This is a genomic window from Rhodococcus sovatensis, assembly GCF_037327425.1.
Taxonomy (GTDB): Bacteria; Actinomycetota; Actinomycetes; order Mycobacteriales; family Mycobacteriaceae; genus Rhodococcoides; species Rhodococcoides sovatense.
In genome coordinates this window covers 1,970,078-1,985,050 of sequence record NZ_CP147846.1, presented here as the reverse complement: position 1 = coordinate 1,985,050, position 14,973 = coordinate 1,970,078, and the positions used below count along the sequence as shown (strand labels likewise).

The following is a 14,973-nucleotide window of genomic DNA, read 5'->3' as shown; positions in this document are numbered from 1 at the left end:
CGCTCAGTCCGACATCTGCCAGGGTTCGCCCGGGTCGAGAAGGGTAGCCGGCACGTCGAGTGAGGATGCCTCGACGACGAAGTCCGCGCCTGGTTCGTGAAACAGATGCGGGCGAAACCGATCGAGCCCCACCGGCCACAGTGTCCCGTGGTGAATGGGGATCGACATGCCCGCGTGCATTGCCGACGCTGCGCGCGCGGCATCTCGAGCGTTCATATGTCCGTCGCCGAGCGTCGGGCCCCATCCTCCGACCGGGAGCAACGCAAGGTCGCACCGCGGCACCCACTCGGCCATCGCGTCGAACATCGCGGTGTCGCCGGCGAAGTAGACGATCGAGGAGCCTTCGATGACGTAGCCCAGGGCATCCACATCGCGGGGTCCGTGGCGCCATCGGCGGCCGTCATGGTCGGCCGGAACCGCGGTGATACCAAGGGTTCCGACATCGACGCTCTCGCCGACGGAGATCTCGATGAGGGGATTCCCGAGCTTGCGCAGACTGCCGAACCGTCGGGATGCGCCTCGTGGCAGCACGATCGGCGTAGTCGGGGACACCTTCGCCAACGACGGAAGGTGGGTGTGGTCACTGTGCAGATGGGAGAGCAGAACTGCGTCAGGGGAGTGCACTTCGATCGGAGGGCACCCGCCGCGTCGGCGAACCAGGTGGGCCACGCGGCGCGTCAGGACAGGGTCGGTAAGCACCGTGACCCCGTCGAGGTGAATCTCCACCGTGGCGTGGCCCCACCACACCACGCTGCCAGGTTTCCTTCGGCCTTCGGCCATGGGGTCTACCATTCCAGAAATCGAACAGACCCTCTCGGCTACAGGGGAAGCGACAATGGCGTGGCGGCTGGGCATCGAGTACGCAGTTCTGGCGGCGATCTCGGCGGCCATGTTGGTCATTGCCGATCTCCTCATGCCTGGGTTTCGACTCGATCGAGTCGGAACGACTAGAGCGTGTCTCCCAAATTTGAGAGGTGCTGTCAGCGATGATATTTCGATGACGCGCGTGGGAGTGATCAGTGACGAGTTCTGGGAGATCGTCGAGCCAGTGATACCCACCGACGTGGGAAAACGTGGGCGGCGGTTCGCCGAGCACCGGCGAATTCTGGAGGGCATCGCATACCGATTCCGTACCGGGTGTCCGTGGCGAGATCTGCCGGAGGACTTCGGTCCGTGGCAGACGGTGTGGAAACGCCACCACCGATGGTCCTTCGATGGCACCTACGACGAGATGCTTGCCGCGGTGGCCGAGGTGTTCGGTCTCGACCCGGAAGAACTCGACGGCGATATCGGGGCGGTGCTCTCGATCGACTCGACCAGCGTCCGGGCGCATCAGCATGCGGCCGGTGCGCGAGCCGACACTCTCACAGGGGGCCTTGTCGAATTACAAGAAATCCGTCGACGAACCCGCTGACCACGCGTTGGGTCGATCTCGCGGAGGATTCACCACGAAGATCCATGCACTGACCGACCTGACGTGCTCGCCGGTGACGATGCTGCTGACCGGTGGGCAAGCCGGGGACAATCCACAGTTGGTGCCGTTGCTCGATGCCCACCGAGCTGCCGGTGGGGACCAGGACTACCGATTGCTCGCCGACAAGGCGTACACCCATCCCAGTACCCGCACCGAACTGCGTCGCCGCAAGATCAAACACACCATTCCCGAGCGCAGCGACCAGAAGCAGCGACGGGCCGACAAGGGGTCCGCCGGTGGTCGTCCACCGGGTTTCGATCCGACGATGTACAAGCACCGCAACACCGTCGAGCGTGGCTTCGGGCGGCTCAAACAGTGGCGTGGTGTGGCCACTCGATATGACAAGTACGCCATGACATTCCTCGGGGGCGTTGTCCTGTGCGCGGCAGTTCTGCACTCCCGCAACCACAACCACCGCCCGGCGATGAAAACGAAAACGGACCCAATTTAAGAGACACGCTCTAGTCTTCTCGGGGTCGTGCCGAGCGCGGTAGCTCTTGCCATCGTGTTCGGAGCGCTCAATGCACTTCTGTGGCCGCTGTTTCTCCGGGCCATGATGTGGGTCGGTCCGGCTCTTCTCTTCGTCTCGGTCTTCGTCGCCAGTGGCCTGTTGATGTTGCTCAGCGTCACGCTCGCGCCGGTCGCACACTTCGACGGTCCGATGGACATCACGATCCTCGCACTGATCCTGTCTGCGACGACCTCCGTCGTATCGGGGGCCATTGCAGCGCGACGTGACAACACCTATCGCATGATGGTCGTACGACGCCATCGCCGGTCTCAGCACGGGTCGTCCGGGCAGGTGGACGCTCCAGGCCTAGTGTGTATACAGATTGACGGGCTCGGTCACGATGTACTTCGTCGCGCGATGTCGTCCGGAGTCGTACCCACGATGGCAAGTCTCGTCTCGTCCGGCACTCATTCGCTCACTGCGTGGCATACCGATTGGAGCAGCCAGACCGGGGCAAGCCAGCTTGGAATCCTGCACGGTTCCAACCACGATGTCCCGGCATTTCGATGGTACGACAAGTCCTCTCGAACGATCGCGGTCTTCAGCGATCCCGCCAGCAACGCCGAACGCGAACGGGAACGCAGCAAACTCACCGGGCTGCTGGCGGACGACGGCGCAAGCCGAGGAAACCTGTTCACCGGCGGAGCGCAAGACAACGTACTGGTGGTCAGCCGCATGAGGGGTGCACGAATGGGTGGCGGGGGTACCGGTTACTCCGGTTACTTCATCGACCCGGCGAACACTGTGCGCACCTTCGTTGGTTTCGTTGCCGAGATCGTCCGCGAGATCAGACAGAGCCTGATCTCGCGCAGCCGTGGGATCGTGCCGCGGGTACCGCGCGGCGGGATCTACCCGCTGGTGCGCGCATTCACGACGGTGGTGGAGACCGACGTCGTAGTCGCAGCTGTGATCGGCGATCTAGTGCGCGGTCGGTCGATCGTCTACGCCGACCTGGTCGGATACGACGAGGTCTCGCACCACTCGGGCGTCGAGCGACCAGAGACGCTCGCAGTTCTCCGTAAGCTCGATGCCGAAATCGCAATGATCCATGCGGTGGCTCAGAGCAGCGAGCGGTCGTATCACCTGGTGTTGCTCTCCGACCACGGGCAGAGTCAGGGCGTCACGTTCAGGACCCGATACGGCGAGTCGCTGCAATCGCTCGTTCTCCGCGGGTGCGCTCTTGCCGAAACTTCGGACCGACCGATGCACGGCGGCGGAGCAGAAGGCGCCGCATTCGCCGCCGCGAGTGTCGGCATCGGATCGTCCGGCAGCTCGGAGTCCGACGTCGACAACGTCATCGTGCTGGCGTCTGGGAATGTCGGACTGGTCAGCTTCGTCGACAATCCCGCTCGAGCAACGCGCGAGTGGATCGACGCCGTGTATCCAGGATTGATCGAGACGTTGATCGGCCATCCAGGGATCGGCTTCGTGCTGGTTGCAACGGAGTCCGGTGAATCCGAGGTCCTCGGTGCGCACGGAAGCGTGTCCCTCGATACGGGATCCGTCGTGGGGGAGGACCCGCTGGCAGTCTTCGGGCATGGCGTACTGGACTTGATTCGTCGGACGGACTCGTTCGGCAACGTGCCCGACATGATGATCAACGGGACGTACTGGCCGGATACCGACGAAGTCGCTGCATTCGAGGAACAGGTGGGCTCACACGGTGGTCTGGGTGGCGAGCAGTCGCGGCCGTTTCTACTGCATCCAGTCCAGCTTTCGACCCCGCCTGGTCCGATTCACGGCGCCGAGTCCATCCATCGCATTCTCGTGCACTGGCGAACGGTTGCCGCACGGTCCTAGCAGCGGGTCCGGGTTTTTCGAAGGATCGACGTGCACAATGGTGGCGATCGCACGGACGGTGCGGTCCAAGGAACGCAACACAAAGGAATTCCATGGCTTTCTGGGACCAGCTCAAGGCAAAGGCCACCGAACTCAACGGCCAACTGCAGACGAAGACCGTCCAGTTCAAGAACAAGGAGTTCGCCAACGGCAGCATGGCAATGTGCGCTCTCATCGCTGCCGCAGATGGCACCATCGATCCAGCCGAGCGACAGAAGACCGCTGCACTCATCTCGAGCAACGAAGCCCTCAAAGTGTTTCCGGCAGACGAGCTTCGCCAGAAGTTCGATTGGTACTGCGACAAGCTCGCTGGCGATTTCGATTTCGGCAAGGTCGAGGCCACGGCCACCATCGGCAAGCTGAAGAGCAAGCCCGATCAGGCGCGTGCTGTGATTCAGATCGGAATCATCATCGGTGGCGCCGATGGCAAATTCGACGACGACGAAAAGAACGCTGTCAGGAACGCGTGCTTCGCGGTGGGAATCGACCCGGTCGAATTCGAACTATGACAGCTCGGCGTGACCGATCCTCACAGTGAGGCAAGAGCGTCGAGGCGGTCCAGTTCGAACGGTTCGAGGACGAGGGAAGCGGCTGCCACATTCGCCAGCAGGTGGCTGATTCGGGTCGTGCCGGGAAGCGGAACGACGGGTTGATCGCGTCCAAGGCTGCTGCCGTGAACCCACGCCAACGCGACCTGTCCCCGGGTAACCCGATGCCGTGTGGCGATCTCGTCCAGTGTGGTTGCGAGCGGGCTGTCGGTGGGTGAATGGAGCGATCCGTGGCCGTGCGGCGAGTGCGCCACGAGGGTGATGCCTAGTTCGGCAAGTGTTGGCAGCATGGGTTCGACATTTCGCTGCGTCACCGCCCACTGCTCCTGCACGGCCGTGACTGGGTGGACCAGATGAGCTCTCCGAACGTCATCGACTGTGACATTGGACAGCCCGATCGCTCTGATCTTTCCGGCGCGAACCAACTCGGCCATAGCTAGGACAGTGTCCTCGATCGGCGTCACGTTGCTGCGATGATGAAGGTAGTACAGGTCGATCGTATCGACGTTCAACCGACGAAGGCTGCCCTCGATTGCGGTCCGCACTGTCGCCGGATCGGCACGAACGCTCCAGTCGTCGCGATCACCCGACGCGCCCCAATAGACCCCGAACTTGCTGCACAAGGTGACTCGATCTCGCACCGGCCCCACGATCCGGCCGACGAGTTCCTCGTTGCCGTACATTTCGGCGGTATCGAGCAGAGTCACACCGGCGTCGACCGCCGCACGCACCAGAGCGAGCGGATCGCGGTCCGGTTGTCCCCATCCCTCGTCGGCCAATCTCATGAGACCGAGTCCCTGCACCGGGAGCCGCCCGAAGACCCACTCCGTGGTTGTCACATCCATCGCGCAAACGTACAACCTCGAGCGAAGTCGACGTCAACGGTCGTACCGGAACAGGCACCGTCTAGAGGTACGCCGTGCCGCTGTGGCCGCGAATCTGCTTGCGGCTGTTCTTCACCCGATACATCTCAGCATCGGCAACTCTGAGCGCGTCGCGTGCCGACTGCTCTTCGTCGTCCCCGATAGAGATGCCGACAGTGGCCGCACCAACACTGACGGTGAGTCCAGAGATCATCCGAGCGCACGCGAGGTTCGACACGAGCTCATCACTACGAGCAGCGATATCCGCGGGTCGGCCGATCGAGACGCACGCAAACTCGTCACCGCCGAGCCGAGCTACAACCCAGTGGTTGACAGCGAGCGCCCTCAGGTGTTGGGCCAGGTCGACGAGCACTGCGTCGCCAGTGTGATGCCCGAAGGTGTCGTTGACGCCTTTCATGCCATCTACGTCGATGACGACGGCGGACAGGACGATCGGTTCGACCTTCGGCGTCGTCACAGCGATCGCAGTCACCGCAGCAAACAACCCGCGGCGGTTGTGCAGACCGGTCAGTGAATCCACCAGGGACTCCCGCGCACGCGATCGAAGTTCGCTCACATAGACCATCAAGATGAGCGGCGCCGAGAACATCAACAGCATGGTCAGACTGTGGGCGGCAACGACCCATCCGCTTGCGGTGTCGGAGTGGACAGTCATCAGCGCCACGATGCCGAGAACGACGGCGCCGTACATCATGTGAAGGACACAGGGGAGTAGAGGCACTGCCACCACGGCCAGCGAGGTGACCACCGCGAACAGCACTGTTCCACCGATCGCCGTCATGTCGGTGTCTTTCAGCAGAAGACACACTGTTATCGACACGTCCGAGTAGACGATGAACGCGATCAGCCAACGAGGGCTCGGCCATCTGCCGACGAACCAGCGCGCAGCAACCGGCAGGGCAGAAATGCTGACAGCCACTACGACCAGACCGCGCCAGCCGCTGTATTCCTCCGAGGGCGCACTGACGAGCCCGATTACGCCGATCGCCAGCACACCCAGACCCACCAGCAATTGTGTGGCCCGAGTGCGACGCACATTGAGGTCCAGGAGCCCGGAGTCAGGGATCGAACCACCCCGATGGCGAGGCGTGGAACGTTGGTCTGTGGAGAAAAGGGAACGCACGGCGAACATCGAAACCTCTGGATGGAAAGTTGGGCCACAAACAATGGCTGACTCGGAGCGTAACGGGCCATATGACGTTTGCATCGTCGAATACTCGACCAACTTACTGTTTTCATCACGCATACAGTCCATGAAAACAACCTCAATACGTCACAGTGACGAATTAGATCGAGGCAGCTATAGGTTACGGCGACGGCAATAGCCTTATAACGGCACAGGTTCCCGACAATCGACACGATTCGGCCGCCATGTTGGAGATCATTCAACCGGAAACGTCCATGCGATCACGCCAAGAGCGAACTGGATCCCGAACGTTGCGCGCCCCAACACGCGGTCACCGAAGCGGACATCGACCAGAGTCGCGTAGCGACCACAGCGATCGACGTTCGCGATGTTTGCCGAGGTCGAAATTATGCCGATAATCTACATTATGTCAACTTGACTACTGCATGTTGCATTCGATCAATCAATTGTCCACCGCCGCCGGTTATGTACGGAGGTGAGATGCCAGGATCTCAACCGAAAGCTATTGCTGGTGGGCGGATGGCGCTTCCAGGCGACCTACCCTGAGGCATTCTGTTGGCCGACCAGCAGCGCATCTGTGGTCCGCTGAATATGTCGGGTCAAGAGTTCGGCAGCATGGGCCTCATCACGTCCGACGGCGGCGGCCATGATGTCGCGGTGTTCACCCTCAATATCGCGGGATCGATCGTGCTGGGGCGCCGACCACATGCGATACAACTCAGCCGAATCCCTCAGTGTGGTTGCACAGGAGAGAATTCGAGTATTCCGGCATCCGCCGAGGAGTGCTTCGTGGAACCGGGTGTGCGCGGCGACCCATTCATCTCCGAAACGTCTCGGGTCGCGAGGCTCGAACTGATCGGCCCGTTCGAGCATGTGATGAGCCGCAATGACATTTGCTTCCCACTGAGTGTCGCCCTGCCGAACTGCGTATCGAAGGGCCAGTACTTCGATCTCGCAGCGCGCTGTGGTGAGGTCACGTAGGTCGTCGGTCGAGATTGCCATTACGCGGAACCCGCGCTTCGGCTCAGTGGTCACCAAACCTTGTTCGAGCAATCTATTGAGGGCCTCACGAATAGCGCCGATGCTGCTTTCGTAGGTCTCGACCAGGCCTGCGAAGCCCAACCGCGATCCAGGGGGCACGCGACCAGCCAAGATGTCACCCCTGATGGCCTCGTAGACGCGGGTTGTTCTACTTCGGTCCGCGGCAAGCGGTAGTTGAGTCGTCACGCTTTCCCCGTTTCGTTTGATCTACTCCCCGAACGCTATCACGTAGCGAAAGAAAACTAAGTTTTCGAAAACTATTTGACTTTTCGCTCATCGGGTGTGATGGTCGTCTCAGGCCTTCGAAGCCATCTTCGGGCCACACCATGAGGAACAGGAGCTTTCAGTGCGTTTGATCAATCTCGACGGTCGACTACACCTCGTGGACGGCGACCGTGTCTCCGATGTCGAACAGGCCAGCAACGGCACGTTCTCAGCGGATCCGCAGCAGATCTACTCCCGGTGGGATGAATTTACGACGTGGGTTCAGACGCAACCGAAACCATCGACGTCACTGCCCCAGAGGGCTCATGTCGGTGCACCTGCACCGTCACCGCGTCAGATTTTCGCCGTAGGTTTGAACTATCTTGCTCACGCAGACGAATCCGGGTTCGTGCGTCCTGACAACCCGGTGATTTTCACCAAGTTCGCTTCGTCGATCACCGGTCCCGAGTCGTCTGTGGAGCTACCCTCCAAATCGGTGGACTGGGAAGTCGAACTTGTCGTTGTTCTCGGCCGTGGCGGCCGCAACATCGCCTCCGCCTCCGCATGGAATCACGTAGCCGGTCTGACAGTCGGCCAGGACATTTCCGAACGCGAACGCCAGCACTCGGGGCCGGCTCCGCAGTTCAGCCTGGCGAAATCACACGCCGGGTTCTCACCGGTCGGTCCAGTTCTGGTCACACCGGACGAGCTGGACAACCCCGACGATCTCGAACTCGGCGCGGAGATCAACGGTGAGCAAGTTCAGAGCGGCAGAACATCACAGTTGATCTTCCCCGTACCCACGCTGATCGAGCATCTCTCCCGAATCGTCGAGCTCTACCCGGGTGATGTCATCTTCACTGGCACCCCCGCCGGAGTAGGCGCGGGACGCACACCCCCTCGCTACCTCAAGGCCGGGGACGTCCTCCGCAGCTACATCACCGGCATCGGCGAGATCACCCAGACCTTCACCGCGCCCGCATCCGAGCACACCAAGCCGAAAACCGACCTCGCCCCGGCAGAGTAGAAGGAGATCCGATGTCGCTACATCGCCTCGACTCCATCGTCCTCGGTGTCCCCGACCTGGCACGTACAGCTCACTTCTACGAAGATTTCGGACTCACTGCTGTCGGCGATGGACAGTTCTCTACTTCAGAAGGCGGAGTCCAGCTGCGGCTGGTCCCCGCGTCCTCACGAAGGCTCGTCGCTGCGGTGTTCGCCGTGGACGACACCGACGACCTCCATCGCATCGCAACACAGCTCAGTGCAATCGACGCCGAGCACGTTATCGTCGGTGCCGCCCTGCATACCCGTGAGCCGAGTACGGGAACGGCCATCGAGCTGACGGTCTCGCCTCGTTTGAATCAGACACCGTTCCCGGCGGCCAAGGTGAACGCTCCAGGGCGCATCGATCGACTCAACGCACGGGCCGAGGGCATCATCGCCGAGGCGAAAGTGACGCCGCGCAGGCTGGGTCACATCGTTTTGGGCACAACGAATTTCGACACCGCATACACGTTTTTTACAGACGGCCTCGGCTTCAAGGTCAGCGACATAGTGAAAGGAAGCGGCGTCTTCCTTCGGTGCTCGACCGACCACCACAACATCCTCGTTCAACGCTCACCAGTTCAGTTCATGCACCACAGCAGCTGGCAGGTCGACGATGTCGACGCCATCGGCCGCGGTGCAATGGACCTGCTCGACGGGCATCCAGAACGCCACATATGGGGACTTGGACGCCACTACGCCGGATCGAACTTCTTCTGGTACTTCAAAGACCCCGCCGGCAATTTTGCCGAGTACCACAGCGACATGGACCACATCCCCGAAGACGCCCTGTGGACACCCGAAGAACTCGAAGGCGCCCGCGGACTGTTCCGATGGGGCCCACCTCCCCCACCGTCCTTCATCGACCCCGAAGACCTCGCCGACCTGATGATCCACGGACACAGTTCATGACAGCACACACGAAAGAAGCGAGCACATGCCGAGCGTAATAACCGGACACACCGACAATGCAGGCAAAGTAATGGGTGTTCACGGCGGCGAAGGAGCCATGCTGTGGACCCGATTCGCGACCGGCGCACACCTTCACGGAGACTGGGACGGAATCGAATGGGTCGCATTCGACCCAGGCGGACGGGCTGGACTGCATACCCACAGCCACACCGAAGAGATCTGGTTCATCCTGCGCGGAAGCGCCGACATCGAACTCGACGGCGAAAAGTTCCACGTCGAACCAGGCTCCATCGTCATCACCCCACTCCACAGCCAACATGCCCTGTGGAACACCGGCGGTGAGCGTATCGAATACGTCGTCATCGAAGTCTTTCCGCCCGAAATCTCTGGAAAATTGCCTCCCCGCAGACCCACCGAAGAACACCAAATCGCCATTTCAGCGGAAGGAGCCAACTCGAAATGAGAGGCTACGTAGGAAAAATCGAAAAAGGCGACGAGCTCGACGCCACACAGTACTTCGACGGTCCGTGGAAAAGCTTTCGCCGAATCGAACTCGCACCGGACCAACACGAGCGATTCACCGCAGATACCGTCGAACATTCGGTGTTCGTCATGTCCGGGCACGGGAAGTATCTTTTCGGAGGCCAAGATCACCCGTTGACTCCCGGGCATGCGGTAACGGTCGGATACGGATCCGAAATCCTCGTCACCGCAAGCACAACCGAGCCACTCGAACTGTTCGTCACCGCACTCAGCGTCGACCTGAACTGACAACCAACGTGAACCTGGCCGCGGGCAACCGGCGCCGCAGCCAGCTTCACCGCGCCTCCGGCGACCGGTTCGTCCAGTCAACTACTCGCGTTTCGCCCACTCGCTCCCTCTCATCCACCACTCAGCGCACGCTGAGCGACCGGAACAGCGCCGTTCCGGTTCACAAGGAGAACCAGAATGGCCCTAGCGGCTGATATCCGCCTCGACACCAACATGGCGGACTACGTAATGATCGCGGCTTACTTCGCCGTCGTCGTCGGAGTGGGCTTCCTCGCCAGACGCTCCGTCACCACCAGCATGGACTTCCTTCTGGCTGGGCGCAGCTTACCGGCATGGGTCACCGGGCTGGCATTCCTCTCTGCCAATCTGGGCGCCATCGAAGTTCTCGGAATGACCGCCAACGGCGCCGCCTACGGATTTGCACCAACCCACTACTACTGGATCGGCGCTATACCGGCAATGGTCGTACTCGGCCTGATCATGATGCCCTTCTACTACGGATCCAAAGTCCGCAGCGTCCCCGAATATCTCCGTCTCCGATTCAACAAACCCACACACCTGCTCCAATCGATTCTGTTCGCGGTAGCGTCGATCTTGATCGCAGGCATCAATCTCTACGCACTGGCATTGATCGTGAACGCGCTCATCGGCTGGCCGATTTGGATCTCCATCGCCATGGCCGCAGTCGTCGTGCTCGGATACACATTCTTCGGTGGCCTGTCCGCTGCGATCTACAACGAAGTACTTCAGTTCTTCGTCATCGTCGCCGCGCTGCTTCCATTGACACTGATCGGCCTGCACCGTGTCGGCGGATGGGACGGCCTGAAATCGAATGTGGGAGACAGTCGACTCGGAGAAACTGCGCTGAATGCCTGGCACGGAACAGGACTCGACAACACCACCAACCCGTACGGCAACTGGATCGGCATCGCGCTCGGACTCGGATTCGTACTGTCCTTCGGGTACTGGACTACCAATTTCGCCGAAGTGCAACGGGCACTGTCGGCCAAGGACATGTCAGCAGCGCGCCGCACCCCGTTGATCGCAGCGTTCCCCAAGATGGTGCTCCCGGCGATCGTGATCTTACCGGGCGTACTAGCGGTCATTCTCGTGCCCGGAATCGGAGACGGCTCGCTGACCCCCAACGAAGCACTCCCCGCCTTGATCAACGAACTGCTTCCCAACGGACTGGTCGGGCTCGCAATCGCCGGGCTCCTGGCATCCTTCATGGCCGGCATGGCCGCCAACCTCAGCGCGTTCAACACAGTCGTGACCTACGACCTCTGGCAGCCCTACATCCAGAAGGACAAGGAAGACAGTTACTATCTCAGAATCGGACGGACCGCCACCGCAGTCGGTGTCTTCATCGCCGTCGGCGCAGCCTTTCTCGCGTCTGGGTACAACTACATCGGCGACTACATACAGACGCTGAATTCGTTCTTCAACGCTCCACTCTTCGCCACCTTCATCGTCGGAATGTTCTTCAGCCGCATCACCCCATGGGCCGGATTCGCAGGACTGGTCGCCGGAATTCTCGGCGCGGCCGGGGTATACGGGGCCAACAGCACTGGCCTTGTTCAATTCAGTTCCGACCAAAGCGCCGCATTCTGGGGCGCAGGTGTCGCCTTCACCGTCGACGTCGTGGTCATGCTCGCAGTCTCGGCCGTGACCGTTCCCAAACCCATCCACGAACTCACAGGTTTGGTATGGCGAACCACAGATCGAAGTGCCTTACGGAAACCCCTTCGGTGGCATTTGAGCCGCAACTGGTATCAGTCCGTACCAGTCTTGAGCGGCATAGCCCTCACATGCTGCGTGGGCCTCAATCTCTGGTTCGCCTGACCCACCGACAACGGAGACACCATGTCCACATCCAGTACACCCGACAGCAACTTCGACAGCGGCTCCGCCGCCACGCCAGACCAGGCATTCGACTCGATCATCGCTGCCAGCGAACGAGCGGAACGCGCCCAGGGATCAGCGAGCAAACTGTTCGATCTTCGAATCATCATCGCTGGCTTGTTCGCTTTCTACGGAATCTTCCTGCTGATACTCGGAGTAGTGAACACCACAACCGAGGAGCTGGATAAGTCCGGGGGTATCAGAGTCAACCTCTACGCAGGCATCGGATTACTGCTATTTGCAGGGCTGTTCGGAAGTTGGGCAATGGCCCGGCCATTGATTGCTCCCGACTCGACCGACTCGGATCAGTTTCAAACGCATCCCTAGGAGATCGCTATGCCGACGCACACTCTCGACACCATGTTCTCGAGCGCCACGATGTTGGGCTTGGTGATGACCGCACCCAATACCATCGAGACACAGTCACTCCCGGTGCCAGTGGCGTGTCCCCGGTGAACGGGGCCATCTCGTTTTAGAGTCTTGTTGCCCCTGAAGTGGGCGGATAGGACGATGGAGAACATGGCTGGACGGAAGCGCAACTCTGCCGAGGACATCGTGCGCAAACTGCGCCGTGCCGATGAGCTGACCGCTGCAGGCAAGACGCAAGAGGAGATCGCGGCGGAGCTCGAGGTGTCGGCGGCGACGTTGTACAACTGGCGGCGTCAGTACGGCGGGATGGACACCGATGCCGCGAAGGAACTCAAGGAGCTGCGCGAGCAGAACGGCAAGCTCAAACGCCTGCTCGCCGAGGCCGAGCTGGAGAAGGACGCACTGCGGGAGGTAGCGAAGGGAAAATTCTGAGCCCAGCCGCCAAGCGCCGCGCCGTCGACATGCTCGTCAACACCATGAGTCTGTCGAAACGTCTGGCGTGCAAAGCTGTTGGGCTTGCCCGCTCCACCTACGCACGAACACCGATCGCCGACACACCCGCGGATCCCGACGCGGCCCTGAGGGCGTCGCTGCGGACATACGCAGGCTCGCATCCACTGCACGGCTTCCGTCGCGCCTGGGCGCATCTGAGGCACGACCAGGGCATGTCGGTGAACAAGAAGAAGGTGCACCGGCTCTGGAAGGAGGAGGGTCTGCAGGTTCGGATCTATCATCCCCGCAAACGCGCCGGCATCAGCTCCTGCCCGCAGATCGAAGCCGATGCGCCGAAAGTGGTGTGGGCTATGGATTTTCAGTTCGACTCCACGGTGGATGGGAAAGCGATCAAGATCGCGTCGATGATCGACGAACACACCCGGCAGTCCCTGTTGAACATCGTGGAGCGCTCGATCACCGCGCAACGACTGACCGACGAGCTCGACAAGACGTTCGCGCTGTGGGACGGACCGCCGATGGTCCTGAGAATGGACAACGGTCCGGAGTTCATTTCGCATGTGCTGCAACAGTTCTGTCGCGACCGTGTCGGTATCTCCTACATCCCGCCGGGGACGCCGTGGAACAACGGACACATCGAATCGTTCAACAACCGACTACGGAAGGAGTGCCTGAACCGCAATCACTGGACGAGCCTTCTCGAAGCGAGGGTGGTGATCGAGGACTTCAAAGACGACCACAACCATCGACACCGGCACTCATCACTCGGCTACCTCACGCCGTCCGAGTACGCTGCCCAATGCACCCACAACCACCAACCGGTCGAGGGTTGCGAGATCGACTGAAATCAATCACACCGTGGCTCTAGAACACGGTGGCCCGACTATCGGGGACCTGCCACCAGCAGCGACACCAGGGCATTGCGTGGTGCGCATCGCTTACGTTGGACTGTGCGGTGTAGACGCAAGCCTGTACAAGGGCACCAGCACCTACATCCACACCGGCGCCAAGACCTACCCATTCGTTTTCGGCCACGAATGGAGCGGAACGATCGTGGAGGTAGGTGCCGGAGTAAAAGAACTCGCACCGGGAAACAGGGTCGTCGGACACAACTTCATCACGTGCGACGTGTGTAGCCAATGCCGACGGGGACACCGAGTGAACTGTGCACGTCGCATCGAGGTCGGAGTCCTCGGCGACTCCCCAGGTGCTGCATCGCAGTACTTCTCCGTCCCTGCGAAGGTACTCGCGCACATCCCGGACGAGTTGTCCGACCTCGAAGCGGCACTGCTCGAACCAGGTGCAACTGCACTGCACGCAGTCGAGCGCGTCGGCGTCATCGAATCCGACAACGTTGTGATCTTCGGTACCGGAACAGTAGGCCTCATAGCGCTCCAGATCTGTCGCGCTTTCGGCGCTACAGTCGATGTCGTCGGGATCGACCCCGCAGGACTCGAACTGGCATTGTCGATGGGTGCGCGGTCGGCACTTCGCCCGGACAGTGTCACCCCGGATACCTACTCCGTAGCCATCGAAGCATCAGGCGCACCCAACGTCGCAGCGACTATCCCTGGAGCCATCTGCGATGGTGGACGAGTCTCACTGGTGGGAGTCCCCAACTCACCTGTCCCCTCCTTCCCCGTGGCCCCCTTGGTGCTCAAGAACGCCACCATCCATGCAGTTCTGTCAGGAATAGATCACTGGGACAGACTCATCGGCCTGGTCGCGCGAGGTTCGGTCCTGCTGAAACCATTGGTAGAAAACACGTTTCAACCGCACCAGGCAACCGATGCGTTCAATGCACTCCTGTCCCCGAACAAAAAACGACCGAAAGTGCTGATCGACTTCACAACCCACTGACCGTCGACGCG

The 14,973-nt window shown here is 60.9% G+C and carries 14 protein-coding genes and 1 pseudogene; 11 read left to right on the top strand and 4 right to left on the bottom strand.

The window, feature by feature from the left end:
- Positions 1-3: 3 nt before the first annotated feature.
- Complete coding sequence (locus tag WDS16_RS09320; RefSeq protein WP_338892218.1) at positions 4-900, bottom strand: MBL fold metallo-hydrolase; 897 nt, start codon at positions 898-900, stop codon at positions 4-6.
- Positions 901-997: 97 nt separating this feature from the next.
- Here WDS16_RS09320 and WDS16_RS09315 point away from each other — a divergent pair.
- The 3 genes and pseudogenes from WDS16_RS09315 to WDS16_RS09305 all read left to right on the top strand — a co-directional run bounded on the left by WDS16_RS09315 (position 998) and on the right by WDS16_RS09305 (position 4,333).
- A pseudogene (locus WDS16_RS09315) lies at positions 998-1,925 on the top strand (IS5 family transposase).
- Positions 1,926-1,952: 27 nt separating this feature from the next.
- Complete coding sequence (locus WDS16_RS09310) at positions 1,953-3,785, top strand: phage holin family protein (protein WP_338892216.1); 1,833 nt, start codon at positions 1,953-1,955, stop codon at positions 3,783-3,785.
- A gap of 92 nt (positions 3,786-3,877) precedes the next feature.
- Positions 3,878-4,333: a tellurite resistance TerB family protein gene (locus WDS16_RS09305; RefSeq protein WP_338892213.1), complete on the top strand. Its 456-nt coding sequence runs from the start codon at positions 3,878-3,880 to the stop codon at positions 4,331-4,333.
- 20 nt (positions 4,334-4,353) lie between these two features.
- Here WDS16_RS09305 and WDS16_RS09300 read toward each other — a convergent pair whose 3' ends face one another.
- From WDS16_RS09300 to WDS16_RS09290, 3 genes are all read right to left on the bottom strand, one after another.
- Positions 4,354-5,217, bottom strand: a complete 864-nt coding sequence (locus tag WDS16_RS09300; RefSeq protein ID WP_338892211.1) for an aldo/keto reductase — start codon at positions 5,215-5,217, stop codon at positions 4,354-4,356.
- A 61-nt stretch (positions 5,218-5,278) separates the two neighbouring features.
- Entirely contained in the window at positions 5,279-6,292 is a 1,014-nt protein-coding gene (locus WDS16_RS09295) for a GGDEF domain-containing protein (protein ID WP_338892209.1), read from the bottom strand.
- Between the two features lie 648 nt (positions 6,293-6,940).
- Positions 6,941-7,630: a GntR family transcriptional regulator gene (locus WDS16_RS09290; RefSeq protein ID WP_338892207.1), complete on the bottom strand. Its 690-nt coding sequence runs from the start codon at positions 7,628-7,630 to the stop codon at positions 6,941-6,943.
- 160 nt (positions 7,631-7,790) lie between these two features.
- On the opposite strand from WDS16_RS09290, the gene WDS16_RS09285 reads away from it, so the two are divergent.
- The 8 genes from WDS16_RS09285 (at position 7,791) to WDS16_RS09250 (ending at position 14,962) form a co-directional block, all read left to right on the top strand.
- The gene (locus WDS16_RS09285) at positions 7,791-8,675 is read left to right on the top strand and encodes a fumarylacetoacetate hydrolase family protein (RefSeq protein ID WP_338892205.1); all 885 of its coding nucleotides are present in this window, start codon (positions 7,791-7,793) and stop codon (positions 8,673-8,675) included.
- Between the two features lie 11 nt (positions 8,676-8,686).
- Positions 8,687-9,607 (top strand): VOC family protein, encoded by a 921-nt coding sequence (locus WDS16_RS09280; protein ID WP_338892203.1) that lies wholly within the window; start codon positions 8,687-8,689, stop codon positions 9,605-9,607.
- Between the two features lie 25 nt (positions 9,608-9,632).
- Positions 9,633-10,070 (top strand): cupin domain-containing protein, encoded by a 438-nt coding sequence (locus WDS16_RS09275; protein WP_338892201.1) that lies wholly within the window; start codon positions 9,633-9,635, stop codon positions 10,068-10,070.
- The gene (locus WDS16_RS09270) at positions 10,067-10,378 is read left to right on the top strand and encodes a hypothetical protein (protein ID WP_338892200.1); all 312 of its coding nucleotides are present in this window, start codon (positions 10,067-10,069) and stop codon (positions 10,376-10,378) included. Before WDS16_RS09275 ends, WDS16_RS09270 begins: the two co-directional genes overlap by 4 nt.
- 177 nt (positions 10,379-10,555) lie before the next feature.
- A complete protein-coding gene (locus WDS16_RS09265; RefSeq protein WP_338892199.1) occupies positions 10,556-12,220 on the top strand; it encodes a sodium:solute symporter family protein in 1,665 nt (554 codons plus the stop codon).
- Between the two features lie 21 nt (positions 12,221-12,241).
- Positions 12,242-12,607, top strand: coding sequence for a hypothetical protein (locus WDS16_RS09260; RefSeq protein ID WP_338892197.1), 366 nt, complete (start codon positions 12,242-12,244; stop codon positions 12,605-12,607).
- A gap of 192 nt (positions 12,608-12,799) precedes the next feature.
- Positions 12,800-13,947 (top strand): IS3 family transposase gene (locus WDS16_RS09255; RefSeq protein WP_422395690.1). Its coding sequence is split into 2 segments (ribosomal slippage): positions 12,800-13,067 and positions 13,067-13,947, totalling 1,149 coding nucleotides; the frame shifts between segments, so codons are not numbered across the junction.
- 79 nt (positions 13,948-14,026) lie between these two features.
- Positions 14,027-14,962 (top strand): zinc-dependent alcohol dehydrogenase, encoded by a 936-nt coding sequence (locus WDS16_RS09250; RefSeq protein WP_338892196.1) that lies wholly within the window; start codon positions 14,027-14,029, stop codon positions 14,960-14,962.
- Positions 14,963-14,973 lie beyond the last annotated feature (11 nt).